This window comes from Nordella sp. HKS 07, assembly GCF_011046735.1.
Classification (GTDB): domain Bacteria; phylum Pseudomonadota; class Alphaproteobacteria; order Rhizobiales; family Aestuariivirgaceae; genus Taklimakanibacter.
In genome coordinates this window covers 7,053,053-7,079,811 of record NZ_CP049258.1, presented here as the reverse complement: position 1 = coordinate 7,079,811, position 26,759 = coordinate 7,053,053, and the positions used below count along the sequence as shown (strand labels likewise).

24 protein-coding genes are annotated in these 26,759 nt (G+C 62.3%); 4 read left to right on the top strand and 20 right to left on the bottom strand.

The features are described from left to right. Window positions 1-11: 11 nt before the first annotated feature. The 14 genes from G5V57_RS33480 to G5V57_RS33415 all read right to left on the bottom strand — a co-directional run bounded on the left by G5V57_RS33480 (window position 12) and on the right by G5V57_RS33415 (window position 17,004). Window positions 12-3,176 (bottom strand): DUF6212 domain-containing protein, encoded by a 3,165-nt coding sequence (locus tag G5V57_RS33480; protein WP_165173541.1) that lies wholly within the window; start codon window positions 3,174-3,176, stop codon window positions 12-14. Window positions 3,177-3,466: 290 nt separating this feature from the next. Continuing rightward, window positions 3,467-3,766 (bottom strand): hypothetical protein, encoded by a 300-nt coding sequence (locus G5V57_RS33475; protein WP_165173539.1) that lies wholly within the window; start codon window positions 3,764-3,766, stop codon window positions 3,467-3,469. A gap of 91 nt (window positions 3,767-3,857) precedes the next feature. Further along, entirely contained in the window at window positions 3,858-4,937 is a 1,080-nt protein-coding gene (locus tag G5V57_RS33470) for a UDP-glucuronic acid decarboxylase family protein (RefSeq protein WP_206530347.1), read from the bottom strand. Between the two features lie 391 nt (window positions 4,938-5,328). After that, entirely contained in the window at window positions 5,329-7,284 is a 1,956-nt protein-coding gene (locus tag G5V57_RS33465; protein WP_165173535.1) for a hypothetical protein, read from the bottom strand. Then, the gene (locus tag G5V57_RS33460) at window positions 7,281-8,369 is read right to left on the bottom strand and encodes an ABC transporter ATP-binding protein (RefSeq protein ID WP_165173533.1); all 1,089 of its coding nucleotides are present in this window, start codon (window positions 8,367-8,369) and stop codon (window positions 7,281-7,283) included. The genes G5V57_RS33465 and G5V57_RS33460 overlap by 4 nt, the downstream gene beginning before the upstream one ends. 11 nt (window positions 8,370-8,380) lie before the next feature. Beyond that, window positions 8,381-9,211 (bottom strand): carbohydrate ABC transporter permease, encoded by an 831-nt coding sequence (locus G5V57_RS33455; protein ID WP_165173531.1) that lies wholly within the window; start codon window positions 9,209-9,211, stop codon window positions 8,381-8,383. Further along, entirely contained in the window at window positions 9,208-10,119 is a 912-nt protein-coding gene (locus tag G5V57_RS33450) for a carbohydrate ABC transporter permease (protein ID WP_165173529.1), read from the bottom strand. The genes G5V57_RS33455 and G5V57_RS33450 overlap by 4 nt, the downstream gene beginning before the upstream one ends. Window positions 10,120-10,394: 275 nt before the next feature. Continuing rightward, window positions 10,395-12,050: an extracellular solute-binding protein gene (locus tag G5V57_RS33445; protein ID WP_165173527.1), complete on the bottom strand. Its 1,656-nt coding sequence runs from the start codon at window positions 12,048-12,050 to the stop codon at window positions 10,395-10,397. Window positions 12,051-12,184: 134 nt separating this feature from the next. Next, window positions 12,185-13,234 (bottom strand): NAD(P)-dependent oxidoreductase, encoded by a 1,050-nt coding sequence (locus G5V57_RS33440; RefSeq protein WP_165173517.1) that lies wholly within the window; start codon window positions 13,232-13,234, stop codon window positions 12,185-12,187. Window positions 13,235-13,417: 183 nt separating this feature from the next. Further along, the gene (locus G5V57_RS33435) at window positions 13,418-14,200 is read right to left on the bottom strand and encodes an HpcH/HpaI aldolase/citrate lyase family protein (protein WP_165173515.1); all 783 of its coding nucleotides are present in this window, start codon (window positions 14,198-14,200) and stop codon (window positions 13,418-13,420) included. Between the two features lie 40 nt (window positions 14,201-14,240). Then, complete coding sequence (locus G5V57_RS33430; protein ID WP_165173513.1) at window positions 14,241-14,549, bottom strand: putative quinol monooxygenase; 309 nt, start codon at window positions 14,547-14,549, stop codon at window positions 14,241-14,243. After that, a complete protein-coding gene (gene nanR / locus G5V57_RS33425; protein WP_165173511.1) occupies window positions 14,546-15,283 on the bottom strand; it encodes a transcriptional regulator NanR in 738 nt (245 codons plus the stop codon). Before nanR ends, G5V57_RS33430 begins: the two co-directional genes overlap by 4 nt. Before the next feature lie 87 nt (window positions 15,284-15,370). Further along, window positions 15,371-16,093: a copper homeostasis protein CutC gene (locus tag G5V57_RS33420; protein ID WP_165173509.1), complete on the bottom strand. Its 723-nt coding sequence runs from the start codon at window positions 16,091-16,093 to the stop codon at window positions 15,371-15,373. Continuing rightward, a complete protein-coding gene (locus tag G5V57_RS33415) occupies window positions 16,090-17,004 on the bottom strand; it encodes an ROK family protein (RefSeq protein ID WP_165173507.1) in 915 nt (304 codons plus the stop codon). The genes G5V57_RS33420 and G5V57_RS33415 overlap by 4 nt, the downstream gene beginning before the upstream one ends. 205 nt (window positions 17,005-17,209) lie before the next feature. On the opposite strand from G5V57_RS33415, the gene G5V57_RS33410 reads away from it, so the two are divergent. Next, on the top strand, window positions 17,210-18,205 hold the full coding sequence (locus tag G5V57_RS33410; RefSeq protein WP_165173505.1) for a LacI family DNA-binding transcriptional regulator: 996 nt from the start codon (window positions 17,210-17,212) through the stop codon (window positions 18,203-18,205). A gap of 7 nt (window positions 18,206-18,212) precedes the next feature. Here G5V57_RS33410 and G5V57_RS33405 read toward each other — a convergent pair whose 3' ends face one another. The 6 genes from G5V57_RS33405 to G5V57_RS33380 all read right to left on the bottom strand — a co-directional run bounded on the left by G5V57_RS33405 (window position 18,213) and on the right by G5V57_RS33380 (window position 22,833). After that, complete coding sequence (locus G5V57_RS33405) at window positions 18,213-19,004, bottom strand: transporter substrate-binding domain-containing protein (RefSeq protein WP_165174381.1); 792 nt, start codon at window positions 19,002-19,004, stop codon at window positions 18,213-18,215. 13 nt (window positions 19,005-19,017) lie between these two features. Beyond that, window positions 19,018-19,935: an isoaspartyl peptidase/L-asparaginase gene (locus tag G5V57_RS33400; RefSeq protein ID WP_165173503.1), complete on the bottom strand. Its 918-nt coding sequence runs from the start codon at window positions 19,933-19,935 to the stop codon at window positions 19,018-19,020. Between the two features lie 6 nt (window positions 19,936-19,941). After that, the gene (locus tag G5V57_RS33395) at window positions 19,942-20,676 is read right to left on the bottom strand and encodes an amino acid ABC transporter ATP-binding protein (protein ID WP_165173501.1); all 735 of its coding nucleotides are present in this window, start codon (window positions 20,674-20,676) and stop codon (window positions 19,942-19,944) included. Beyond that, window positions 20,677-21,348, bottom strand: a complete 672-nt coding sequence (locus tag G5V57_RS33390; protein WP_165173499.1) for an amino acid ABC transporter permease — start codon at window positions 21,346-21,348, stop codon at window positions 20,677-20,679. Next, complete coding sequence (locus G5V57_RS33385) at window positions 21,348-22,019, bottom strand: amino acid ABC transporter permease (protein ID WP_165173497.1); 672 nt, start codon at window positions 22,017-22,019, stop codon at window positions 21,348-21,350. Before G5V57_RS33385 ends, G5V57_RS33390 begins: the two co-directional genes overlap by 1 nt. A gap of 136 nt (window positions 22,020-22,155) precedes the next feature. Next, window positions 22,156-22,833, bottom strand: coding sequence for a GntR family transcriptional regulator (locus G5V57_RS33380; RefSeq protein ID WP_165173495.1), 678 nt, complete (start codon window positions 22,831-22,833; stop codon window positions 22,156-22,158). Between the two features lie 130 nt (window positions 22,834-22,963). Here G5V57_RS33380 and G5V57_RS33375 point away from each other — a divergent pair, with 130 nt between their 5' ends. The 3 genes from G5V57_RS33375 (at window position 22,964) to G5V57_RS33365 (ending at window position 26,723) form a co-directional block, all read left to right on the top strand. Beyond that, entirely contained in the window at window positions 22,964-24,028 is a 1,065-nt protein-coding gene (locus G5V57_RS33375; RefSeq protein WP_165173493.1) for an ABC transporter ATP-binding protein, read from the top strand. Continuing rightward, the gene (gene rbsK / locus G5V57_RS33370) at window positions 24,028-24,960 is read left to right on the top strand and encodes a ribokinase (RefSeq protein ID WP_165173491.1); all 933 of its coding nucleotides are present in this window, start codon (window positions 24,028-24,030) and stop codon (window positions 24,958-24,960) included. The genes G5V57_RS33375 and rbsK overlap by 1 nt, the downstream gene beginning before the upstream one ends. 125 nt (window positions 24,961-25,085) lie before the next feature. Continuing rightward, entirely contained in the window at window positions 25,086-26,723 is a 1,638-nt protein-coding gene (locus tag G5V57_RS33365; RefSeq protein ID WP_371744847.1) for a sugar ABC transporter substrate-binding protein, read from the top strand. Window positions 26,724-26,759 lie beyond the last annotated feature (36 nt).

The following is a 26,759-nucleotide window of genomic DNA, read 5'->3' as shown; positions in this document are numbered from 1 at the left end:
CAAAGTCGTTCTCAGTCATCCCAGCAGAAAACCAGCTTCCGGAAGAACGCGTTGGCCGGCGCTGCTTTCGATCGGCGGGGCAAGCGGACGGCGAGGGCAATCGACAGCGCCTCCGGGACCTTTTCCGGAAGTTTCGCCACAATGTCCTGCATGGTGAAGCGCTCCGATACGGTGACCCAGCCCGAAAAGGCGAGCGCGTTGCGCGGGCCTGAGTTCTGCCACTGCCCTTCTGTGCCCGGCAGGCAGGCGGCGACGGCGAATTCGAAGGGACCTGCCTCATCGTGGCAGATTTCCACGCGCGCTATGACAGAGCGGCCGAATGCCGGAAAGGCTCGTTCGAGCGTGGCGACCACAGGGCCAGCTTCCGACGGACGCAGGAAGATTCCCTCGTCAACCTCGTTGGGCAGGAGGAGCAATGGAAGGGTCGAAGGATAGGCGGTGGCAAGCCTGGCGCTCCGGCGCTGCGCATCCGTCCAGGCCCTGGCACGCTGACTCTGTGACGCGGCGCGGTTTGGCGGGCGCCTCATCACTTGATCCTGCGCCGAGATCCGGACCGCCGTCTTCGTGAAGCTGGTGAGCACCGTTCGGCTTTGCCCGCCGGCGGCACGGACGGCGAGAACTAGATTCATGGGGCGCTGGCTCGGCGCAGCGAGCTTCGCCTCAATCGCAAGTGGTGCCTGCGAGCGGGGCACGGCCGTCCAGCCGCTGGAGCCTTCATTCGGATCCCGGCCCGCCGCCAGAACGGAAATGACAGGGTCATCATGCATCGGGCACAACATGAGCATGAACTCCGCTGCCGCGGCGTTGCCCTCCAGGAACGTTATGTTGGTCACGGCCGACACAGTGGATGTCGGACATAGGGCAGGAAGCACCGCAAGACAGACAGACTCTCCCTTTGCTTCGAGAACCAGGGTACCGTCTTTCTCGATGGCGGAAACCGGTCGTTGCGATACGGGCGGTGAGCTCGTGACGAGCGCCAACTTCAGGTCGCATTCCTTGACAACCCGCGTCGTCATCAAAGTCGGGCTGAGCTCGAGCAGGCCATTCGCGTGCTGATCCGCGATAAGCGCCTGCTTCGTCAGATCGGCGAAACCGGCAAAGCGGCCGGCGGCCAGAAGGCCGATGGCGGTCTCGGGCCGGGCTTCACTTGCCGCAATCTCGGCAAGCAGCTGCAGCGCTTCCTGGCTGTTCGGCTCGAGGTCGCAGAGCCTCAGATAGTCGTGGTCGGAAGGGGAGTAATAGAGGTTGGAACGGAAGCTCTCGGCCTGCCACTGGCCTATATTCTGGCCCAGGAACAGATTGTAAAGATGATCGAGCCCCTTGTAGCCGTGGCGGCGATAGGCGTCGATGATGGGGATCTGATTGTCGTAATAGTGCGATGACCTGTATCTGCCACGCGTGCTCACCCGGTACCAGAAGAGGCACTCCGGGATCAGCCGCATCTTCAGTCCGGCGAGAAGGATGCGGACGAAGAATTCATGATCCTCAACCATGTATCCGAATTTCTCGAACTGATAGCCGATCGTGTCGAAGATGCTTCGCCGGTAGATGGAGATCGTGTCGCCGAAACAATTGGTGAGGAAACCCATGTCGAGGGAGCCGCCGAGCGGGACATAGGACACGTAGGCGTCGTCGGGCGCGCTCGGCACATGAACGTCGTAGAATGTCTTGGCCAGTGCCGTGCATACGTCCGATCGGGAGTGCTCGATCGCGTGGACGAAAGTGGATATGGCATGCGGGAAGAGGGCGTTGTCATCATCGATGAAGATGATGTATCCACCGCGCGATTCCTTGACGCCGCGGTTGCGGGCCGCTCCGACATAGCGGTTTTCACCGCGGATGATCTTCCAATCCTTTTTGACGAACGGTTCTTCGAGACGATCGAGGGTGGCATGCGACTCGGGAAGCTTGCTTCCGTCATCGACGAGGATGACTTCGAAGTTCCGGTAATCCTGCTCCTCGAGGGAAGCAACGAGCTGCATCAGATATTGCGGCCGGTCATGATGCGCGATGATGACGGAGACGAGCGGCGCCTTGTGACGGACGGGCTTGCGCCCGGCCGTCGCGAGTTGCTTGGTACATTTCTCGTGATGGATCAGCCAGAGCGACACTTTTTCATGCTCATCGATACGCGTGGTGAGGCGATCCGTACTGGCGAGGACATGTTTGATGCGGGCGGCCAACTCCTTGGCGTTCGGCGGTGCGAGCAGCGCTTTCTCCTGGTCGGACCGCAACTGGCCGAGATTGCCGCCGACGGATGTGGCCACGAAGCGAGCACCGAGATGGAGGCACTCGCTGACAAAGAAACCGGTCGCCGATGCAAGGCTCGGAATGATGGCGACGCCGCCCGTTACAGCGGTCTGCCGGATTCCCTCGAGGAGCGTCGTTCTCGGCTTCATGTGCAGCCGGAACGGCCAGTGCCGCGCCCGGCGAACGAAAAGGCCGCCCGAATGCTCGCCGAGAATCTTGCCGAAGCCGCCGACGATTGTCACGTCGAGGTCGGCCGCTTCACTCTTGGCGAGCTCGTCCAGCGCATCACAAAAGAGAGTGACTCCGTCGCGGTAGCGGCTACCGGCGATCAGCACGAGCTCACGCTTTCCCAAGACGGCGGCATTGGCGGACGGGTTGTCGGGTCGCCATTCCTGCGGCGCCAAGGCGGGCAGGACCGTCGTGGCCTTGGTCAGATTCCAGCCGTGATCCTTGAACCAGTCGAGCAGAGCCGCATTGGTGCAGATGAGGCTGTCGGCCTGGCCGGCGCAGTATTTCTCCATGAAGGCGGCTTTCGCCTCGTCAACGCGGCGGAAGAAGAAACGGTCGGCCTGTGACGCCCATTCGAGAGGGGAATGGGCGATGACGACCAGCTGCGATCGCAGGGTCGAAAGGCCGGTTTCCTTTGCGAGCAGGGAATAATAAGCCAGGCCGCCTTCCAACGGGAAGTAGACGACGTCGAAATCGCTGCGCTTGAAATAGTCGTATATGCCGAGAGAGCGAGATTCCATGCCTTCATAGCGATGAATATTGTCACGCGCAGGCTCGTACCTCTCGACCTTTATGTCGTGCATCTCGGCAAAGTGGTGCGTGAGCCGGGTCAGATCTTCGGGACTATCGCCCGACGCCGTCAGATACAAGGTCACGTCGAGGCCGGATGCCGAGAGCCTCTGGGCCAGGCCAATCATGGAAGAGCATGGCTCGCGCAGTATATGATCGAACGGATCGACGCTATCCGTCACGACGCATACTCTGCTGGAGCCAGACTTCCCGATATTGGGCGTAACGCGTTTTAGCATGGTCCTATGGCCTGCTGTTCGGTCTCAAGTTTGAGTAGCTGGTAAAAATCGGCTGCGCCTGAAAGAGGCCAATGAACCCAGGAGTTTGCCTTCTCGGCTCACCCGATTCAGATGAACGGCATTATAACCGTTCGGAAAGCGGGCGAGCCGAAGGATGCTACGGTCAGGACTGAATTCGATCAGCCGCCATACCTGTTGTCGTCGTTGTTGCGCGGAATGGGGTCGGCATTCTGATTTGCGCCGAACTGCTCGAGCGCGCCCAGCGCCAACGCGTAGCACGGCGTATCACTGCGATATTTCGTGGCCGGGTACTTGTGAAGGAAACTCTCAAGCGCCTCAATGCTGTTCGCAGCGAGCGCATTATCACAGGCGTTCTCAATCTCCGCCGTCGTCACCTTTGCTTCTGCTGGAAGACCCTGTACAAGTCCTCCGAAGGCAAAGACGCTCAAAGTTGCCAGTAAACGTTTGATCGCCGTCATTTTTCACTCCATGCCATTATGGATACTAGACGAGGGAAACAGTCTGTTCTGAGCTCAATTGAATTGCATTGGCGTTTCTCCCTTTTAAATCTCACGTCAGCGCCTCGCTCGCATTGGTCTTCATGCTCGCGGCAAGGATCGTGCTGAGATACGGCATGCGTAGGGCGAGCGCGGCCGTTGCGTAGGCTTCCGCCGGAACCGGCCGCCTCAGAAGTGAGTCGAAGTGGGAAATGGTGCGCAGCACGCCGGCCTCGACCGAAATGGTGGGATGCCAGCCCAGGAGGTCGGCCGCGAGGGTGATGTCGGGACGGCGCTGCCGCGGATCGTCGGTCGGCAACGGCCGATAGACGATCGATGACTTCGAGTTGGTGAGACGGAGGATGAGCTCGGCGAACTCCCGAACAGCAAGTTCCTCCGGATTGCCGAGATTGATCGGGCCTGTCACGGTATCGGGCGCGTTCATCAGGCGGATGATGCCATCGACGAGGTCGTCGACATAGCAGAAGGACCGGGTCTGTGCGCCGGTCCCGTAGAGGGTGATCGGCTTCTCTAGCAGCGCGCTGACGATGAAGTTCGATACGACTCGTCCGTCGTTGACCGCCATGCGCGGTCCATAGGTGTTGAAGATACGGGCGACGTGAATTTTCACGCCGTGAACATGGTGATAGTCGAAGAAGAGGGTCTCGGCGCAGCGCTTGCCTTCGTCATAGCAGGCGCGTGGACCGATGGGATTGACATTGCCCCAATCAACTTCGTTCTGCGGATGGTGAAGCGGGTCGCCATAGATCTCGGAGGTCGAGGCCTGGAAGACTGTCGCATCGTGCTCGCGGGCGAGATCGAGAATGTTGATGGCGCCCAAGACGCTCGTCTTGAGCGTATGGATGGGGTCCGCCTGGTAGGCCGGCGGCGATGCCGGACAGGCGAGGTTATAAATCTGGTCGAATTTGGCCACGAATTTCATCGGCCTGACGACGTCGTACTGCGTCAGCGTGAAGCGGTTCGTGTGCATCAAATGCGCCACATTGGCGAGAGAGCCGGTGGACATGTTGTCGACGCAATCTACGATGTGGCCGTCCGCCAGCAGCCTTTCGCAAAGATGCGAACCCACAAAGCCGGCGCCACCGAGCACCAGAATATTGTGCGGTCGGGAAGAGTTCCGGTTCTCCGTCATCCAGGAGTTTTCCGGGTTTTGCGTGCGGTCGAGCATGGGAACGCGCCTCTGCGAGATCATGCAAATTTGAAGCAGTCAATAATTGTCGAATGGGGAGTTGAAGCATCTGTGCCGCCGCTTGGGGGCAAGCCGCCGCGTTTGTGAAGACGTCTGTTTTTAACGGAGCTTTGGTTCGGTCGAGTGGACTACTCGAAGGAGCCGTTACCAGATCAACGGCAAAACAAACACACGAAGCACATGTACGCTTACGAGCCATTCCGCCCACAGGCTACGCCGAGGCGGCGCGAATTGTTACTCAATAAAAGTTAAAAATCGATTCGATAGTCAGGTTTCCTTACATAAAATTATACTTGTGAAAAGTCGGGCGAAGGGGAGCCGTCGAGACGAAAGGTCAGGCGGAAAGGATACGGGCGCTCGCGTATGGGGCGAGTGCAAACCGTGGCGATTTCACCTTCATGCCCCCCTTGTCGAGATACTCGGCTCTCTCGGTAGCCTCGATGAAATGGTCTTCATCCAGGATCGTCATCCGGCCAGTGACGAATCGGCGCCCGATATCGACGGTAATGGCGTCGCCGGTGAGATTAGCCAACCACAATTCGACCTTGCCGTCGGCGCGTCTCGTCGCCAGTGCCTGGACATCCCGCGGCCGGCTGATGCTCGTGTCGAGCAGGTCAGCATCTTCGAGCCGTGCCAGCCCGCGCAGGATGTGAAAAACCGGATACAGACCCTTGTTGCCGTCGAACCACGCCTGCGGCCAGGCGCTTTTGCTGTACAGAACGCCAAACGGGCCGGTCAGGCCGCCGAGCGCGATCGCTTCCGCCCCATTGCGGGCGAAATGGGCGAAATAGGCGAAGGCCCACGCTGCGCCGAGCAGGCCGCGCTGGCGGGGATCGTTCCGGTTCATCGCCTGGCGCCGGTCCCGCGGATTGGCCTGCGGGGCGGCGCCATAAGGATTGAAGCGCATGCCGATGGCGCTGGGGCCAACGGCGAAGGGCATGCCGCCGACGAAGGCACGCACGCTCTTGGCCATTGATGGCAGTGCCTCGAGGCCTTCGGTCACCGAGCGGTCGTCGCTCGCATGGACAAGGGCCGAGTTGGTGAAGGTGATGAAGTCGGCATCCGCGGCGGGCGGACGCTTGCGGTTGAGCTCGGTGAAATAGCTCATCATGCCGCCACCGATACGCGCGCCCGGAAAGAGCTGCCGCGCCAGCTTGTAGATATCGGCCAGAGGCGGGCAGGGCGGCCAGGGGCCGGTCGGTTGCGTGCTTTTCATGTCGGAGGCGGGCGACAGCAGCACAGCCTTGAAGGGCGATTGGGACTTCGCCACCTGTTTGGCGAGGCCGGCGATCTCCTCCTCGAAGCCCTCGACCCGGGTGACGACGGCCTCGAGCCAAACTTCGGCTTTCAGCGCCCGGGCGACCTTCGTCATCGCATTGAGAGAATTCTGGTTGTGGCCAAGCCGCGTGTCATAGTAACAAATGACATAGGCGGGCCTGATCTTGCCCAGGAGCGCTGCCGATCGTAAGGCCGATGCCGCATCTTCCGGCGCGAGGCCTACACCTAAGGCCGGAACAGCGCCTATCTTCTTGCCCACCCGTATCGTGACCGGCTTTGCCTTGCTGCTCTTCGCCGGCGGCTTTCCCTCGATGCGCAGCGATACTTTCTGGGCCAGTTTCTCGCCCGCCTTCAGCGTATAGGGCCAGGGCTTGGCCAGAGGGCGGACATAGGTCTTGTAGGACGCGTCCATCCAGTTGCGCTGGTCCTCCATCTCATAGACGTCGCCCTCCATGCGGCAGACGACACGCGCGCCCGGCGCGAATTCATGGGCAATCGCGCGCATGTTCAAGATCGGCTGGGCAGGCGAAATGAGATCGGGGAACTCCGTGTCGATCGTCCCGCCGTCCGCCGTCTCGACCCGCGCCGGCCGGCCGGCGACACCGGCGATCGGATGCAGCACCACGAAGCCGGTGCGGTTGGTGATGAAATCCGTCACCGCTTCGCCCGCAGCCGAGAATTCGACAGTGCCGTCGGCTGCGCCTGTGATCCTGGCCGAGTAACGGAAGGACTGCTCATTGTCCTTTGTCTCAGCGTCGTAGCTGATTGCGAAGCTGTCGTCGTCCTCCTCTATGAGCAGATTGGAGAGGACGGGTGTGTAGGTGGCCCAATTCTTGTCTCTGACGATAAAGGAGATCGCGCGGATCATCTCGATGCCGCCATAGCGTATGTAACGCAGATTGCCCGTCTCGAATTCGGCGCTGAGCGCGCCGGCCCGCAGGATGCGGGGCGGTTCTACCGGTTCATCGGTGCCGAACAGGCGTACCGCGCGCGAGGCCAGCGTTCCCTTCATGACGGTTCCCCCAATACGTTGCCGCTCTCCGGATCGATCAGCATGAAATGGGTCAGGTCGAATGCAACGGCAATCTGATCGCCGGGCTTGCCGGCATCATGGGCATCGAGCTCGGCCATGACCGGTTCCCTGGCGACCCGGAAAGTCGCATAAGTGCGGGCACCGGTCGGCTGCACGATATCGATGGCGCTCTTGAGATGCGTCGCCTTGGCATTGGGCGCGCGATCTATGTGCTGCGGCCTTATGGCGAAGACGACCGCTTTGCCGATGTGGGAAGCGTAACGCCAGTTTTCCTCAGCCGGCAGGCGCAGAATCTGGCCGTCGGCGAAGACCAGCCCTGACTTATCGAGCCTCGCATTGATGAAATTGATCTTGGGCGAGCCCAGAAAACCCGCGACGAAACGCGTCCTCGGCCTTTCGTAGAGCTCGAGCGGCGTTCCCGACTGCTCGATCTGGCCAGCATTCATGAGCACGATCCGGTCGGCGAGGGTCATCGCCTCGATCTGGTCATGCGTCACATAGATCATGGTGGCGCCGAGCTCCTGATGCAGGCGCTTGATCTCGCTGCGCATCTCATCGCGCAGTTGCGCGTCGAGATTGGAGAGCGGCTCGTCGAACAGGAAGATCTGCGGGTTGCGCACGATGGCGCGGCCGATGGCGACACGCTGGCGCTGACCGCCCGACAGCTGGCGCGGCAGGCGTTCGAGAAATTGATCGATGTTCAGCATCCTGGCGGCGCGTTTGACCCTGGTTTCGATCTCGGGTTTGGGGAAATTGCGGGCCTTGAGGCCGAAGCCGATATTCTGCGCCACCGTCATATGCGGATAGAGGGCGTAGTCCTGGAAGACCATGGCCACATCGCGGTCGCGCGGACGCGTGTCGTTCACAACCTTGCCGCCGATCTCGATCGTGCCTTCGCTTGCCTGTTCGAGCCCGGCAATGGTGCGCAGAAGGGTCGACTTGCCACAGCCCGAGGGACCGACCAGGACAGCGAATTCGCCATCGGCGACGGCGAGGTCGATGCCCTTCACGACATGCACGGCTCCGAAGCGCTTGTGCAGTCCCTTGATAGTGACGTGAGCCATATCTTTTCCTTCTAGCCGCGCACGGCGCCCAGCGTCAGGCCGCGCACCAGATGGCGCTGAACGAGAATGCCGAGGATGATGGAGGGCACCAGCGACACCATGGCGAGCGCGCTCGCCTCGCCATACTGGGCGCCCTGGAAGCCGAGAAAGGCCCGGAAGACCGTCGGCAGCGTGAAAGCGGTGCGGCTGGTCAGGATCAGGGCGAAGAAGAATTCCGTCCAGCAGGCGATAAAGGCGAAGACCGCGGCGGCGACGATGCCGGGAGCGGCCAAGGGAATGGCAACGCGCCGCAACGCCTGCCAGCGCGTGCAGCCATCCACCAATGCTGCCTCCTCGAGCGACCTCGGCATCTGGCGGAAATAGGCGAACATCATCCACACCGTCACCGGCAAGGTGAAAACGGTGTAGGCGATGATCAGGCCGAAATGCGTGTCGTGCAGCCCCACGAAGCGGTAGATCAGGAATATCGGCAGCACCGTGGCGATGGGAGGCAGGAAGCGCTGGGAGAGGACCCAGAAGGAGAGATGCTGGCCGCCGGTATTGAAGCGGGCGAGACTGTAGGCCATCAGAGTGCCGAACACGGTCGAGAGCAAGGTCGCGGCGAACGCGATGACGACGCTGTTGATGAGGCCGTCGAGGCCGCGATAGGCGAAGAGGGCGGCCGTGTAATGCAGCAGCGTCGGCTTGGTCGGGAACCAGACCGGCGGCACCGCGAGGTAGTCATCGCTCGGCTTGATCGAGGTGATGAACATCCAATAGAGCGGCACGAAGGTGAAGAGCAGGAACAGGCCGAGAAAAAGCGTGCGCACGATATTGGCGCGGGTGAACATGGCGCGGGTCATGTCGGTTCCGCCCTGAGCAGACGGCGCACCAGGAAGGTGATCAGGATGGCCGTGAGAAGCAGGAAGATCCAGGCGCCAGCGGTCGCCTCCGACAAATGGAACTGGGTGAAGCCCAGCGTGTAGAGATAGAAGGAGCTCGAATAGGTATTGGTGCCGGGACCGCCCCCCGTCATCACGAAGATCGTGTCGAACAGGCGCACCGCATCGAGAATGCGGAAGGTGATGGCGAGCAGGATCATGGGCGCGAGCTGCGGCAGGGTAATCCACCAGAAGGCCCGCCAGCCATCGACGCCATCGAGCTCGGCCGCCTCATAGAGATTGGGCGGAATGGCGGTCAGGCCGGCAAGCAGGATCACGAACATGAACGGCGTCCATTGCCAGACGTCGGCAAGGACAAGGGCGATGAAATTCCATGGTGCCTGGGTGAGCCAGCCAATCGTCACCTCATAACCCAGTATCTGGCTCAAGACGTAGTTGGTGGGGCCAAAGGGGCGCTGCAGCAGAAGCGCCCACGCCTGGCCGACGATGACCGGGCTGATGAACAGCGGAATGATCAGGATCGACATGATCAGGCCGCGGCCGCGGAAGTTCCTGACCATGGCCAGCGCCAAAGCGAGGCCGAGCAGGAATTCTAAGGTGACATTGATGGTGGACAGCAGCACCGTCACCCAGAGCGACCAGCGTGCGACCGGGTCGGCGAGCACGCGGGTGAAATTGCGAAAGCCCACGAAGGCGTGGCCCGGCACGGTAAAGTCGTAATTGACGAACAGCACCCAGACGGAGAAGAGCAGGGGATAGACCGAGAGCGCCAGGATGAGGAGAACGGCCGGCGCGACCAGCAGCCATTTGAAATGGCGGTCGCTCCATTCCGACAGCGCATCGAAGCGATTGGTCGGTACGGCGGTCATCTCGTCGCCATACAAAAGCTTGACGGGGTTTCCCTTCTCCCGCTTGCGGGAGAAGGTGCCCGAAGGGCGGATGAGGGTGTTCGTGCATTCGGATCGGAGGCGAACGCGTTACATCGGGCTCGCCGCAACAGCGCATTGAGAACTGCGAGGTCATTCATTTGCATTCAGAACACCCTCATCCGGCGCTTAGCGCCACCTTCTCCCGCAAGCGGGAGAAGGGGAAATTATAAGAAGCGCAACGGAGGATGGTGAATCCATCCTCCGCTCAGTTCATGTTAGAGCTTCACCGCCAAGCCCATCTTCTCGACCGTGTGATCGGCGGAGGAGCCCGGGAGCTTCTTGAAGTCCTCATAGTAGGCTTTCTGCTGATCGACACCCAGGCGCTCCGTCGTCTGGTCCCATTCGGCGGCCGCCGTTTCGAGCGCCGCCTTGGGATCGGTGCCGGCCCACACCGACGTGCACATGCGGTCGAGACTCAGGAAGTAATCCTGGGCGCCCGGCATGATGATGTCGAGGAGACCGACATTGGCGGAGTTGTTGAGGTTGATCAGATACTCCTTGGCGCTCGGGAACAGATCGCCATAGAGCTCCGACTTGAAATGCGACAGGCGGTAGGGATCGCGCAACGCATAGGGCAGCATCACGCGGGCGAGCGACACGGGTGGCGATGTCACCCATTGCATGAAGAGATAGGCAGCGTCGGCGTTACGCGAGTCGGCCGAAAGCGCCTTGTTGTAGCCCGTCGCATGCTCCGGATTTCCCGGCACCACGGCGTAACCCACTTTGCCGGCAATCGTGGACTGCGGGACAAAGTTGATCGCCTTTGCGCTTTGGGAATAATTTGCCGCCATGCGCCCGGTCGGTGGCCATGAATAGATCATCGCCACCTTGCCCTGCAGGAACGCCGCCCACAGCGAGACGGCATCGAGCTCGTTATTGCCGGGGATCGAGGCGGCATTCGCCGCCAGCATGTTGGTCAGCGTCTTCATGCCGGCATCGGAGCTAAGTCCGGCCTTCATGTCGTCACCGAACAGCACGCCGCCATTGGCCCTGAATTGCTGCAGGAAATCGAATTGGTTGCCAGGGCTCCCTGCCTTGCGGAAGTGCCCGGCGCCGTAGACATTGGGCGCCAGATTGTCGGTGATGAACTGGGCGATCTGCGCATATTCTTCCCAGGTCTTGGGAGGTTCGAGCGCTTTCGAGAACTTGGCCTGATAGGCCTCCTTCAGCTTGGCATCCTCGAAAATGTCCTTGCGATAATAGAGAGCGAACATGTCGCCATCATCGAAGAAGCCCCAGATCTTGCCCTTGTAGGTAGGCAGCGCCTTGTAGAGCGGATGCACGTCGTCGAGATCGGCCTGATTCATATATTTCGCGATATAGTCATCGAGCGGCGCGATCACGCCGCCATCCGCCATCGACGGCGTCCAGGCGGGTGAGATATCGAGGACGTCATAAGCGCCGGAGCCGGCAATATGCTCGGCGACGGCCTTCGAATACTGGTCCGGATTAGTCAGCTCGACGACGTTCGACTTAATGCCGGTGAGCTGTTCCCAGACGGGCCCGGAGAAGTTGCGCGGATCAAGCGCCTGAAGGCCCGTCTCATAGGTCATGTTGATGGTGACGCCGCTATATTGCTTTGCCGCCTGGACGGCGCGATAGGCGGAGCCGTCGGCCGGGCCTTCTGTCGAGGCCTTCATCGCGGCGGCTTGCGCCTTGCCGAGCGGCGTCGAGGGATCGGCAAGATCGACGGCCGCCTGCGCCAGGGCGTTCTCCGTCCAGGGGCTCAAAATGCCGCCCGAGGTGGCCAGCAGGCCGGTCATCAAGCCGAATTTCTTGATGAAGCTGCGGCGGGTGTTCTCGCCTCTGAGCCAAGCATCGAGCTCGGCATTGAGGCCCGCTTCGAAATCACGCTTTTCACGATTATTCATTGTCGTCGATCCTCCCAGTTACTTGTCAGCCTGCACTTGACAGTTCACCGGCTTCTGTCGGCCGGACTTAGTTCTCGGAAACGCCTCTTCTTGTCTTAGATCACGATCACTTCAGTCAGTTCGACCTGCACGCGCTACCCTCCAAATCTGCGGGCGAAGTCGGCGATGCGCCTTTGCCAGTCGGGATGGTTGAGCACATCCCGGTTGACGATGCCGCGCGGCTCGCGGCCGTGCTGGACGTCGAGCACGGCCTTCACATCGGCGGCGCCGTTGCCGGCGAAGCACTGATCGGTCCAGCACAAGGCATGCGGCGCCAGGATGACATTGTCGAGCTTGAGGATCGGATCGTCGGAATCGGGCGGCTCCTGCTCGAGCACGTCGAGCCCGGCGCCGGCGATACGGCGTTCCTGAAGCACTTTCGTCAGCGCCTTCTGGTCGACGATGGGGCCGCGCGCGGTATTGATAAAAAAGGCCGTGGGCTTCATCAAGGCGAGGCGATCGGCATTGACGAGATGATGGGTCTCGGGACTCAAGGGGCAACTGACCGACACGATGTCGGAACTGCGGAAAACCTCCTCGAGCGGGACGAGCTCGATGCCGAGCTCAGCCGCGACCTTTCTGTCGGCGAAGGGATCATGGGCGATGAACTTCATGTCGAAGGGCTTCGCCATGCGGAACATCTCGGCGCCGATATTGCCGATGCCGATCGAGCCCAGCGTGCGACCGACCAAGCCCATGCCCATATGGTCGGAGCGCCTGGCGAAGCCCGCCGCCGCCTCGCGCGTAAGGCCGTCCTTGATCAGGAGCTTGCCGGTCAAAGCGAGAATGAGGGTGATGATCGATACGGCGACCGGGCGGCGCACGCCGTCTGGCGTGATCACCAGTGCGATGCCGGCCTTGCTGCAGGCGGGCACATCGACAGTGTCATAGCCGACGCCAAAACGCGCCACCGCGGCGAGCCGGCCCGATTTCGGCACGCTGTCCGCCGCGAAGCGATGCGCCAGCAGGATCAGGGCGTCGAAATCCTCGAGCTGATCGGCGCGAAGCGGATTGGTGGAATCGAGAAAGGCCATCTCGACACCGGGGGCGTTCTTCAGCGGCGCCAGGTCGAAATCGGGATAGGTCGGCGATCCATCGGCCTTCTTGAAATCGCCGGAAAGGGCGACGCGAAATGGTTCAGGCATCTACGCCTCCTAATCCGCGAGATCTTCTACCCTCCCACAGATGGTCATCTCGGCGAAAGCCAGGACCCATTAAATTCACGCAATGCGGGCAGCGCTGCTCGCGTGGAGAGGCTTTAGTGGGTCCTGGCTTTCGCCGGGATGACGGAAGATGGGGTGCGTGTTGATCGCGCATGTATGTTCCGCCTATTTCTTCTTGCAGCCGGCGCGCAGCTTCTTGATGCCGTCCTCGATCGCGGCGTGCAGCAGCCAGACATCGCCCGAGTAGCAGACGAAGTCGAAGCCCTGCTTGTTGATTTCGATACCGGCTTCGACAGTCGGCACCAGCCGGCCCAGCGCCTTCTTGTGCTTCTTGGTGGCGGCGATGGTGCGTTCGATGGCGCGCTTGAAGTCCTTGTGCTCGAACTGGCCAGGTATGCCGAGCGATACCGACAAATCGAAATGGCCGACCCACAGGCAATCGACTCCCTCGATCGCCGCCATGGCGTCGGCATTCTCGACTCCCTCCACCGTCTCGATCTGGCAGAAGAGGGTGGTGCGTTGATTGGCGGTGGTGAATTTGTCGGCGACCGTGCCCGGCCGGTAGCGGTCATGCGCCACCTGGAGCGCCACGCCGCGCTTGCCCTGTGGATGGTATTTCATGGAGTTCACGATGTGGCGCACCTCGTCGACATTGCCGACCATCGGCAGCATGAGACCTTCGGCGCCCATATCCATGGCGCGGGCTATATGGTGGTACTCGCGCGAGGGCACGCGGACGATGGCCGGCAGATCGGCGGCTTCGAAATAGCGCAATGCGCTCTTCACCGTCTCGAAGCCGAAGCCGGAATGCTCGAGGTCGAACAGAGTGAAGTCGCAGCCCGCCGACTTCATGATATGGCCGATGCCGGGGGTCGCGAATTCCACGATGAAATGCCCGAATTTCGGCGATTTCGTCTTCGACATGGCTTTGAGGCCAGAAGCACTCATCGACGTCCTCCCATCCTTCACCGGGCGTCTTGCTGGCGCCCTAAATCTTCGATCCCTCACAGACGAGATCGGCTGCGATCACGTTCTTTTTCGTCACAAGGTGACTGCTCGCCGCTTCGAAGGCGGCAAGATGCGGCGTCTTCAAATGTTCCTCGAAGGCGGCGCGGTCGTCATAGATCTCATAGAGAATGACGCGATCGGGCTCGTCTCTGGGCTCCACGACATCGAAATGGCGGCAACCCGGCTCGGTCTGGCAAGTGGAGCGGGCATTGGCATCGATGGCGCGGCGGAATTCCGATTTGCATCCCGGCTTCAGCAGGAAGTCGACCAGGATGACATAGCCGCTCACCGATCGTACTCCATCGCTTCCCAGAACACACTGGCGACATGAGCGAGATGGCCGCGCATGGCCTTCTCGGCGCGCTCGGGATCGCGCGCGGCGATCGCTTCATAGATGGCCTTGTGCGCCTGATAGGCCTGCTCGGCGGTGCCCTTGCGACCGCGCCAGTTCAGCGTGATATGGCGCTGCTGTACCAGCCATTCGGCGATGGCCGCATGGATGGCGGGAAAGATCGGGTTGCGCGGGATGACCGCCAGAACGTAGTGAAAGGCGACATCCGTCTTCTCGAAGCGGGCGAGATCCTCGAGGGCGGCGTGATTGATCTCGAGCGCCGCATGCAGCTGCTCTATGTCTTCCGCGGTCGCGTGGCTGGCGGCATGACGCGCCAGGCCGACCTCGAAAAAGAGACGCGCATTCTGAAAATTGCGCACCCCGTCGGTCGCGGCCAGCATGTGCCGGGCGACGCCGGAAAGCGCATCGACCACCACTTCCGGTGTCGGCCGGATGACCAGAGCGCGCTCACCTGAGCGCAATTCGACCAGTCCCATATTGCGCAAATGGATGAGCGCCTCGCGGATGGCTGGGCGCCCGACGCCGAATTCACGCATCAGGTCGCGTTCGGAGGGCAGGAGATCGCCGATGTCATAGGTCTTGTCGAGGATGCGGGCCTCGAGGCGCGCCGAGACCTGCTCAAAGAGCTTTTGCGGCCGGATGGGCCGGTTCTCGACTGGTATACCTGTCATACCACTAAGTTAGCCCAAGCCGGCGCAGCGTCAAGACCTGAAAATGCGTTGTCCCCCGCTACCGAGTAGAAAATGAATGTCCACAGCTCAGTCTCCGAGGGCCCGCTTGAACTCTGCGACCATTTCCTTGTCGGTGCGGCGATGGCTCGCCTGCGCCAGGTGAAGTCCTACCGCCCGCTCATTCGCCGTGGTCCGGGCCGCCGAACAGGAACTATGAACCTCCGTCGCCGGCACGGCCTGCAGGAGGTGCTGGACATTCTGCGGCGTGAGGCCCGAGCCCGGCATGATGGAAATGCGGCCCCGCGCGGCGCTGTTGAGGGAGCGCAATTGCGCGATGCCATCGGTTGCGGTTGCCGCGCCGCCGGAGGTGAGAATCCGCTCGAAACCGAGTTCGATCGCGGTTTCGAGCGCGGCGGCGAAGTCGGGTACAATATCGAAAGCACGGTGCAATGTGGCGCCGAGACCCTGGGCCCTGTCGCGCAGGCGGCGCAGGAGGTCCGCATCGAGCGTGCCGTCAGGCCGCGAGGCGCCGACGACCACGCCCTTCAGCCCGAAGCCGCGAATGGCATCGATATCGGCGAGCATGATCTCCATCTCATCGGCCGTGAAGACGAAGTCGCCACTGCGCGGGCGGACCATGGCATAGACGGGGATGGGCGCCTTGGCCGCAAGCCGCATGAGGCCGGGGGCGGGGGTGAGGCCGCCCAGTTCCAGTGCCGAACAGAGCTCGATGCGATCGGCACCGCCCGCGACGGCGGCGGCAAGGCTTTCGGCGTCGGCGACGCAGACTTCGAGCAAAGGACGGGTCATTTCATCTGTTCCGAGAATCCGAGGAGAGCCGCCCCGACAAGGCCCGGATCGAGCGAAAGCTCGCCGGGCACGACGAGCGGGGAATCGAGCCGGCGCAGGATACGGCGGCGGACTTCGGCATCAAGCCTGGCGATGAAGCGCGGTTCGCGCGCGAGACCACCGCCCACCGGCACCTTGCCGGCGCCGACAATATTGATCGCAAGCGCCAGCGGACTCGCCAGGAGATCGATCTGGCAGTCGATCGTGTGCTCGGCCAAGGGATCGCCGGCGAGCCACGCCGCCATGACGACGGTGCTGGGCAGATCGATGCTATGGAGATGGCGGTGCAGAAGCTCCATGCCGCGGGCGCCGCCAATGGTGTTGACGCAGCCCTTGCGGCCGCAGCCGCAGGTGAAATGCGGAATGGCGACGGGCGGCGTGCCGGCCCGGGTCGCGGCGACTGGACCGTGACCCCATTCGCCCGCAAAGCCGCCTGGTCCGGTAACAATGCGGCCGTCGATGACGAGGCCGCCGCCGACGCCGCTGCCGAGAATGGCGCCGAAGACGATGCGGTGGCCGCGCCCCGCACCTTCGAGCGCCTCGGCAAGCGCGAAACAGTCGGCATCATTGGCGATGCGCACCGGGCGGCCCAGTCTGCGAGCGAGGTCGGCCGAGATATGGCGCCCGTCGACGCAGGGGATGTTGGCGCATTTGATGATGCCCGTGTCGGGATCGATGACACCGGTGATCGCAATCGCAACAGGCGCGTCCGCTGGGGCAGGCGCCTGCGCAACCATGCCGGCGATGGTCGAAACGAATGCGTCGTAGTCCCGTGGTGGCGTCGGCCGGCGGTCGAGCGCGGTCAATGCCGCGGGGCCGCGGGCGAGGGCGCCCTTGATCGCGGAACCGCCTATGTCGAAACAGATGATCATCCTAGTGTCCCGAATCCGAAGTTCGCCACAGTCAGCGGGACCTTCCGAGCGAACTTCGGATTCGGAAGGACACTAGAAATTCAGAGATTCTAGTGTGCTTTTGAACGCGAAGTTCCTGTCGGTGCAAGCCGCCTGGTGTCAGGAACTTCGCGTTCAGCACACTAACCTATCGATTCGAGCATGATACGGGACTAAAACAACAAGAATGAGCGCAAGGCAGCGGGCGACCCCGACGATACAGGATGTGGCGGATCTGGCGGGAGTTTCCCGAGCGGTGGCTTCGCGCGCCCTTTCGGCCGAAAAACGCCCGGTTTCGCCCGACAAGCGCGAGCGCGTGCTGAAGGCCGCCCAACAGCTCGGCTTCCGCGTCAATCTCCTGGCGCAGAGCCTCACCACCAAGACGGTCAATCTCATCGCCGTCGTCGTCAACCACATCCATGATCTTTCCGACCTCGATCTCTTCGATCTTCTCCTGGCCGAGACCCAGGCCATCGGCAAGCAGGTCATCCTCATCCGCGTCGGCTCCATCGACCGGGTGGAGGAGTTCCTGCGCCAGGGCATTGCCTATCATGTCGACGCCGCCCTGGTGTTCTCGGATTTCGCCGACGCCGCGACGGTGCGCGAGATGTTCCGATCCGATCTGGTCGTCATGCTCAACGGCCGGCACGATCGGCAGTCGCCGGCGGTCATTCCCGACGAGGCGATGGGCATCGGCGAGGCGGTGGCCGACGCGGCACGCAAAGGGGTGAAGACGGCGGGACTCGTCACCGGACGCGCCTCCTCGCTGGTCGAGCAGGCGCGCGCAGCCTTCTATCGCGAAGCATTCGAGCGACATGGCATCAGGCTCATCAGAAGCGTGCAGGGCGACTACTCCTATTCCAGCGGGCATGATGCGGCGAAGAGTTTTGCCGGTGAGGATTGCCCCGATGCCGTCTTCTGTACTTCGGACGCCATGGCGATGGGTATCCTCGATGCCTGCCGCGCCGATTTTCCCGAGAACCGGCCGCAACGCTTCCGGCTCTATGGTTTCGACAATCTGTCGCTGCTCGATTTCGATGCCTATCCGATCGCGTCGATCGGCTATGACAAGCTGGCCTATGTGAGGCAGGTGGTGCGGTTTCTCACCACACCGGAAGCCTATATATTAGGCCAGAAGCCAGTCGCCATACCGACGCGATTCATTCCTCGTTCAACGGCGTGATTCTTGATTACCAGAGCGGCGTCAATGCCGGCGGGTTGGCGGTCTCGCCCCACCATTTTTTGTAGTTGGCCTCATACGCCCCCGACTGAATGTAGTCAGAGACGAACATGTCGATCCAGCGCACGAATTCCGGATCGCCCTTGGCGACGGCGATGCCGATCGGGTCGTTGGAATAGAGGCCGGACAGCGTCACCAAAGACGGGTTCTTGGTGGCGAGGTAATCGAGCAGGGACGAATCCTCGATCGCCGCATCGACGCGCTTCTGCGTCAGCTGCAGGACGCCATCGGGCGCGAACTGATCGACATAGACGAGCTCGGCGGTGGGAACGGCCTTCTTGATGAAGGTCTCGCCCGTGGTACCGCGGCCGACCACGACCTTCTTGCCGGCGAGGTCCTCGAGCTTGGTGATCCCTGAATCCTTCTGCACGATGACGCGCAGGCCGGCCCGGTTATAGGGAATGGAGAAGTTGACGGTCTTGGCGCGCTCCAGCGTCGCCGAGGTATTGGCGACGACAATGTCGAGCTGACCCGACACCAGCATCGAGATACGGGCGTCGCCCGAGACGTCGGTGAACTCGACCGGCACGCCGAGCTTCTCGGCCAGGCGCGTGGCGACATCGACGTCATAACCTACGGGATTGTTCTGGGCGTCGCGGAAGCCGATCGGCTCGCCGCCGAGCGACACACCGATGCGCACGGTGCCGCGCGAACGGATATCGTCGATGGCGCCGGCCAAGGCGGAACCCGTCAGGCCGGCGACGAGCGCCAGCGCGGCGAAGGCAGTCATTAGGCGTTTCATCATCAGTCCTCCTCTAGAATATCGTAGCTGCACGCAGTTCCGGCTGGGCCATGTTGTCCTGCCAGATCCAATAGCGGATCTCGTCCGCGCACTGGAAATTCGCGACCTCATGATTTCCGTGGGCGTCGACGGCATGAATGACCACGCCGCCCAGAAAGCCGCCCGACAATTCACTCAGTTCCTCGACCGCGAGTTTCACCGCATCGCTCAAGGAGCGGCCAAGCTTCATGGCGAGCACGATGCTGCGCGCGGTGGCGCAGCGCATGGTCATCTCGCCTGTGTGGGTGCAGGCGGCGGCGCCATAGCGGCTGTCGGCATAGAAGCCGGCACCGGGAATGGGGCTGTCGCCCAACCGACCGGGATATTTCCACGCCCAGCCCGATGTCGAGGTGGCGACATGGATGCCGCGCTCCGGATCGGCGCTGACGAAGACGGTGGTGTCGCGCACCCTTTCGGGATCGGTGATGGTGCGGCTCAAGGGCGCCAGGGGAATGTCGGGGAATTTGGCGAGCGCCTCGGGCGACAGTTCCTTCTCCAGCCTCTCCCACCAGACGCGCTCGCTGTCGGCGAACAATACGTCGTCGAGCGAGAATCCGATCTCGCTGGCGAAGCGGCGCGCTCCGTCACCGGTCAGCATCACATGGGGCAGACGCTTCATCACCTCAAAGGCGAGCCGGACCGTCTGGATGGTGTTGGGCACGGCGCCGACGGCGCCGACCTCGCGCGTGGTGCCGTCCATGACGCCGGCATCACATTCCATGACGCCAAGCATATTCGGCCAGCCGCCATAGCCCACGCTACGCACGCGCGGATCGGCCTCGACCATGCTGATGCCATTGACAAGTGCGATCAGACTGTCGGACCCCGTCTTGAGCATATCGACGGTGGTCGCAAATCCAGGCCAGGCTTCGGCATTGGCAATCAACAGCATGGGCAATCAGTCTTTCTTCATCTTGGAGAGGAACTGGGCGATGCGCGGCTGGGCGAGGCCGCCCGAGGAATCGAAGAACTCCCGGGTCGGCAGGTCGACCAGCAGCACACCCTTGTCGAGGAACACGATGCGGTTCGAGATCTGGCGGGCGAATTCGACCTCATGGGTCACGAAGAGCATCGTCGTGCCTTCGCGGGCGAGCTTGGCGAGAATGGCCAGAACCTCGGCGGTCATCTCGGGATCGAGCGCGCTCGTCACCTCGTCGAGCAGCAGATAGCGGGGCTTCATCGCCAGCGCCCGGCAGATACCGACACGCTGACGCTGGCCACCTGAGAGATGTGCCGGGTAGGCGTCCGCCCTGTCTTCGAGGCCCACCGAAGCGAGAAGGGCACGCGCCTCTCTCTCGATCTCGGCGCGTGGGCGCTTCAGCACCTCGACCGGGGCCAGAGCGATATTCTGCAGCGCCGTCATATGCGGATAGAGATTGAAGAGCTGGAAGACGGTGGCCGAGCGCTTGCGCGCCTCGGCGAGCTCCTTGGGTCTTGCGACGTCGAAATCATCGATGGTTATGCGGCCCGCGGAGAGCCTCTCGAGCCCGTTGATGCAGCGGATCAAGGTCGATTTGCCCGAGCCCGAGGAGCCGAGGATCGAGACCACTTCGCCAGGCGACACGGTGAGATTGACGCCGTCCAGCACGGTCGCGGCGCCAAAGGCTTTCTTGACGTTTTCGACGCTCAGCATTCAGAGCCCCCGGAATTCACTGTGGGCGCGCAGACGCATCTCGTAGCGGGCGCCAAAGGTGGCGATGAGCTTGGCCGTCAGATAGTAGAGAAGACCGACCACCGCCCATACGATGAAGGGCTTGAGCGTGCGCAGATTGAGAGTGGCGCCGATCTTGGCGAGATCCATGACGCCGATAACGGAAATGAGCGACGTCACCTGCAGCTGGTTGACGAGAAGTGCTGCGAGCGGGCCGATCGAGAAGGCGGCCGCCTGCGGGGCGATCACATGGCGCAGGATCTGCCAGCGGGTGAGGCCAAAGGCGCGCGCCGCATCGATCTGGTCGCGCCCCACCGACTCGATAGCGGAGACGGCGATTACATAGAGGAAGGCCGCCGTATTGGCCGAGAGCGTAACGATGGCCGCCTCGACCGGCGTGACATTGAGATGGAAGAATGCGGGGAAGCCGAAGAAGACGAGAAACAGCTGAACCAGCACCGGCGAATTTTTGAGAAGCTCGGCGATGAACGTAATCAGCGGCGTGAGGAGCGGAATGCGATAGAAGCGGACGATGCCCCAGAGCACGCCGATCGCCAGCCCGATGAGCGAGGTGACGAGAAACAGGCCGATGGTGACGCCGAGGCCCTGCGCCAGGAGCAGCAGGTCGTAGAGTGTGAAATCGCTGTAGCGCATCACACGGCCTCGCTCGCGAGATCGCGGTTGAGGCGCCTGTGCAGGCCGGCGATGCCGAGCGAGACCAGGTAAGTCAAAGCGGCATAGACGATGAGCAGCACGGCATAGACCTCGAAAGGCCGGAAGGTATCCGAGGCGACGATCTTGGCTTGGCCGGTGAGCTCGTTGACCGTGATGGTCGAGAGGATGGAGGAGGTGAGGATCATGTTGATCAGCACCGAGCCCAAGGGCCGCACCGAAGTGCGCAGGGCGATGGGCAGGACGATGCGTGTGAAGGTCACGCGTTTCGACAGGCCGCTCACCTCGGCGGCTTCCAGAATGCCATTGTCGATGGCGAGGATGCCGGAGCGGATCGCGTCGGAGGCATAGGCGCCGCCGGCGATCGACAGCGCGATGACGCCGGTGGTGATGGCGTCGATATAGATCCCGATCTCGGGCAGGCCGTAATAGAAGAAGAACAGCTGTACGATGAAGGGAATGTTGCGGAACAGGTCGACATAGGCGAAAGCGAGCCGCCTGATCCAGCCGGTCGCCGAGGTGCGCGCGATAGCGACCAGCATGCCGAGCACGACCGCTCCCGCCAGCGAAAGCAGACAAATGACCGCTGTCAGCAGCGCGCCTTGGCCGAGAAAGCCCAGATAGGGCGCCAGAATAGTGAGATCGAGCCGCAAACTCCCCGCGCATCCCCTATTGTGAAACCGGTTTCACTTTGCGGGCAAGCAGAACAGGTGTCAAGCTTGGATGATGGGTAAGCGCCCATATCAGATCATCGCCCTGGGCCGCGCCGGATAAGGGGGAAGGGGCGGACTACTTCGCCGGGCTCTGCTGGCGCTCGCGCAGCAAGGTGACCAGGGCCTCCCCGGCAGCGAGTATGTGCTGGCGCAGCAGCTTGGCGGCCTTCTTCACATTGCCCGCCCGGCATTCGGAGACGATTTCCAAATGCTCCTTCTCGGCCCGGGCGCGTCCGTCGGTATAATAGAGCTGCATGCGGGCGAAGCGGTCGGTGCCCTTGAGCAACTGATCCGTCGTGGCGAGCATGCGCGGGCTTCCGGCGCGGCGATAGAGAAGGGAATGCAGCTCCGTATTGAGCGCGCCCCAGCGCCCCGGATTATGGGTGCGCAATTCGTCGCTATATTCGCGCAGGATCGCATCCAGCTCGGCATAGTCCGCCTCGGTCAGGAGCGGGGCCGATTTCTCGAGCAGCGCCGGCTCGAGCAAGGCGCGGAACTCGAACAGCTCTTCGACCTCCTCGGGCGAGAAGCCGGCAACGACGGCGCCCTTATGGGCCTCGAGCTGCACCAAGCCCTCGGCCTCGAGCAGAATGAGCGCTTCGCGGAAGGGAATGCGGCTGATGCCCAACTCCTCGGCCAGGATCGCCTGCCGCAGTGGCATGCCGGCCGGATAGTCGCCCTCCAGGATCCGGCGCCGCAATTCATCGGCGGCGGCGGTGGCGCGCGTCGGCGGCACTATCATTCTCTTGATCATCGTCCTCGCCATTGCTGATTCCGGCGCCGCCAGTCTAGCGGCTTTGGGCGAAGATTGGCATCCGCCCTGGACCCTGCGGAAAAGATGCAATAACGTCCCGGTCTAGAAAACATAATCGGGAGGAACTCACATGGCTTCAGTTGACGTCGTGGACGTGCGCAAGGCGTATGGCGCGCAAGAGGTCATTCACGGCGTATCGATCGGCATCAAGGACGGCGAATTCGTCATTCTGGTCGGCCCCTCGGGCTGCGGAAAGTCGACGCTGCTGCGCATGATCGCCGGTCTCGAGCCGATCACTTCCGGTGACATCCGTATCGGCGAAAAGGTGGTCAACGACCTGCCCCCCAAGGACCGCGACATCGCCATGGTGTTCCAATCCTATGCGCTCTATCCGCACAAGACGGTGGCCGAAAATATGGGCTTCGCTCTCAAAATGCGCCATGCGCCCAAGGCCGAGATCGAAAGCCGGGTGCGGCGGGCGGCGGAGATCCTCGACCTCGTACCCTATCTCACCCGCTACCCGCGCCAGCTGTCGGGCGGCCAGCGCCAGCGCGTCGCCATGGGTCGCGCCATCGTGCGCGATCCCAAGGTGTTCCTGTTCGATGAGCCTCTGTCAAATCTCGACGCCAAATTGCGCGTCCAGATGCGCGCCGAGATCAAGGAGCTGCATCAGCGCCTCAAGACCACGACGGTCTATGTGACACATGACCAGGTCGAGGCCATGACCATGGCGGATCGCATCGTGGTGATGCATGACGGTATCGTCGAGCAGTCGGGCTCGCCGCTCGAACTCTATGACCGGCCCGAGAACATCTTCGTCGCGGGCTTCATCGGCTCGCCGGCCATGAACCTCCTCAAAGGTCAGATCAAGCTCAACGGCAAGGCCTCCTTCGTCACCGAGGACGGTATCGCTTTGCCTCTTGCCTCCGCACCGCAGGGCTCGGACGGCCGGCCGGCGATTTACGGCATCCGGCCTGAGCATTTTACCCTCGGCGGTGAGGCGATGAAGGCAGAGGTTTCGGTGCTCGAGCCTACCGGATCGGAAACCCAGGTATTCGCCAAGGTCGGCGCGCAGAAGATCGTCGGCGTGTTCCGCGAGCGCGTCGCCGTCAAGCCCGGCGAAGCCTTGCCGATGGCGCCGGATCCCAGTCTCGTCCATCTCTTCGACAAAGAAACCGGACTCAGGCTCAACTGATGGGTGGGCGCAAAGGCGTCGCCATACTCGGCATCTTCGTCGCCGATCTGGCCTTTCGCGCCGGCCGGCTGCCCGGCATCGGCGAAACCATCGCCGGCTCAGGCTTCAAGATGGGACCGGGCGGGAAGGGTTCAAACCAGGCCGTCGCCGCCGCCCGCGCCGGCGCAGCCGTGACCTTCATCTCGAAGATCGGGCGCGACGAGTTCGGCGCCAATGCGCTTGCGACCTGGAAGAAGGAAGGGATCGCTCCGCACGTCGTCAAGATGGACGACCAGCCGACCGGCGCCGCCTTCATCTATGTCAATGAAATAACCGGCGACAATGCCATCATTGTTGTGCCGGGAGCGGCTGCGACCATCGTCGCGGCGGATGTCGATGCCGCTGCGGAGGCCATCCGCAATGCCGCGGTTTTCATCACCCAGCTGGAGCAGCCGGTGGCCGCGGCGAGGCGCGGCCTCGCGATCGCCAAGCAGGCCGGCGCCGTCACCATCTTCAACCCGGCGCCGGCCGAGCGCTTCGATGACGACCTCTATCGGCTTTGCGACTATGTCACGCCGAATGAGAGCGAAGCGACGCTGCTGACCGGCGTCGAGGTGAAGACGGTGGATGAGGCGCGCAATGCCGGTGACGTCTTCCTCAAGAAGGGAGCCGGAACGGCGCTCATCACGCTCGGCGAAGCGGGCGCGCTGCTGCATTCGAGAAGCCAATCTGTCCTCGTGCCGGCTTTCAAAGCGGGACCGGTCGTCGAGACGACCGGAGCGGGCGATGCGTTCAACGGCGGTTTCGCCGCGGCCCTTGCGGAAGGCGCTTCGCCCTTCGAAGCGGCGCGCTTTGGTGCGGCGGTGGCCGGCATTTCCGTCACCCGGGCAGGCACGGCGCCATCCATGCCGGCACGCCCGGAGGTCGATGCTCTGTTGAAAGCGCGAGTCTGATTGACAGCCTTCTTCGGCTGCGCATACTAACATGTTAGAGGCGGTCGACAATGAATCGGCCGATGGGGGCGGGAACCCAACATCCGCAAAGGGAGGAAATAGAAGTGAAGATCCAGCAGCATGAAATGCTCATGGCCATGCAGGCCAACCGTCGAACTGTTCTGAAAGGCGCCGCCGCGCTCTCGGCCCTCGCTGCGACGGGCAGTCTCACCGCCCTGGCGCCCGAGGCTGCCGCGCAATCCGATCTGCGCACCCAGCTCCTGCAGGTCCCTGGCGTCGGCAAAGGCTCCCCGACCGATGCCGATTGGCAGAAGGTCGGCGAAATGGTCCTCGGCGCGACCAAGGCCAATGTCAAGGAAGGCGAGTTCAAGGGTGTCGAGCTCACCTTCATGGGACTCAACAACCAGAATCTGCACAATCTCCTGTTCCGCGGCTTCCTGAAGCCGTGGGAGACCTATACGGGCGCCAAGATCAATTGGATCGACCTCGCCCAGGCCGACTACAATGCCCGCCTGCAGCAGTCGATCGCGACCGGCACGGTCGATTTCGACATCGTCGAAATGGGTGCTCCCTTCGAGGGCGATGTCTGCGGCAAGGGCCTCGCTTCCGAAATGCCCGACTGGGTCAAGGCCCAGATCGAGATGGACGACTATGTCGGTTATCTCAAGGCGCCGGTCGGCACCTGGAACGGCAAGACCTATCGCATCTCGATCGACGGTGATTGCCACACCTTCAATTACCGCACCGACGTCTTCTCCGATGCCGAGCTTGCCAAGGCCTGGAAGGACGAAGGCCATCAGGGCGACTGGGCCGTCCCCAATACGTGGCAGAAGGTTCAGGAAGTCACCAAGTTCCTGAAAGGCAAGAAGGCCGCCGGCCAGGATGCCTATGGCTATCTCGATCCGGCCAAGGGCTGGGGCGGCTTCGGCTTCTACTTCCTCGAAAGCCGCGCCACCGCTTACGCCAAGCATCCCGACGACAAGGCCTGGCTCTTCGATGTCGACACGATGAAGCCGCGCGTCAACAATCCGGCTTTCGTGCGCGCCATCCAGGACGTGATCGACGCCCTGCCGTCGGAGCCTGCCGATCAGCTCAATGCCGATCCGGGCACGACCGCCTTCCAGCAATTCCTCGCCGGCACGGGCTCGATGCTCGCCTGGTGGGGCGATGTCGGATCGATGGCCAAGACCAGCGACGGCTCGGTGATCGGTGACACCGTCGCCTTCTCCATTCTTCCCGGCTCGGACGATGTCTACAACGCCAAGACCGGCCAGTGGGACAAGCTCGCCTCGGGCCCGAATTTCGCGCCGAACATGGCCTATATCGGTTGGGGCGTCTATGTCATGGCCCGCGTCGACAGCGATCCGGTCAAGCAGAAGGCGGCGTGGAGCGCGGCGGCCCATCTCGGCGGCAAGGACCTGTCTTTGTGGACGGCGGCCTATCCGTCGGGCTTCCAGCCCTATCGCAACAGCCATTTCAATGTCCCGGAATGGGTGGCGGCGGGCTATGACGAGGCCTTCATCTCGTCCTATCTGAAGTCGCAGTCGGACTCCTATAATCATCCCAATGCGGCGATCGAACCGCGCATTCCCGGCATCTTCCAGTATTACAGCGTCGCGGAGGACGAACTCGCCAAGGTCTATGCCGGCGGCGCAACGGCACAGCAGGGCGCCGATGCGATCGCAGCCGCCTGGGAGAAAATCACCGACCAGATCGGGCGCGAGAAGCAGATCGAGCTCTACAAGGGATCGTTCGGCTCCTAGCGGCCGCCGAACTGCTCGTATTTGACAGGCATCATC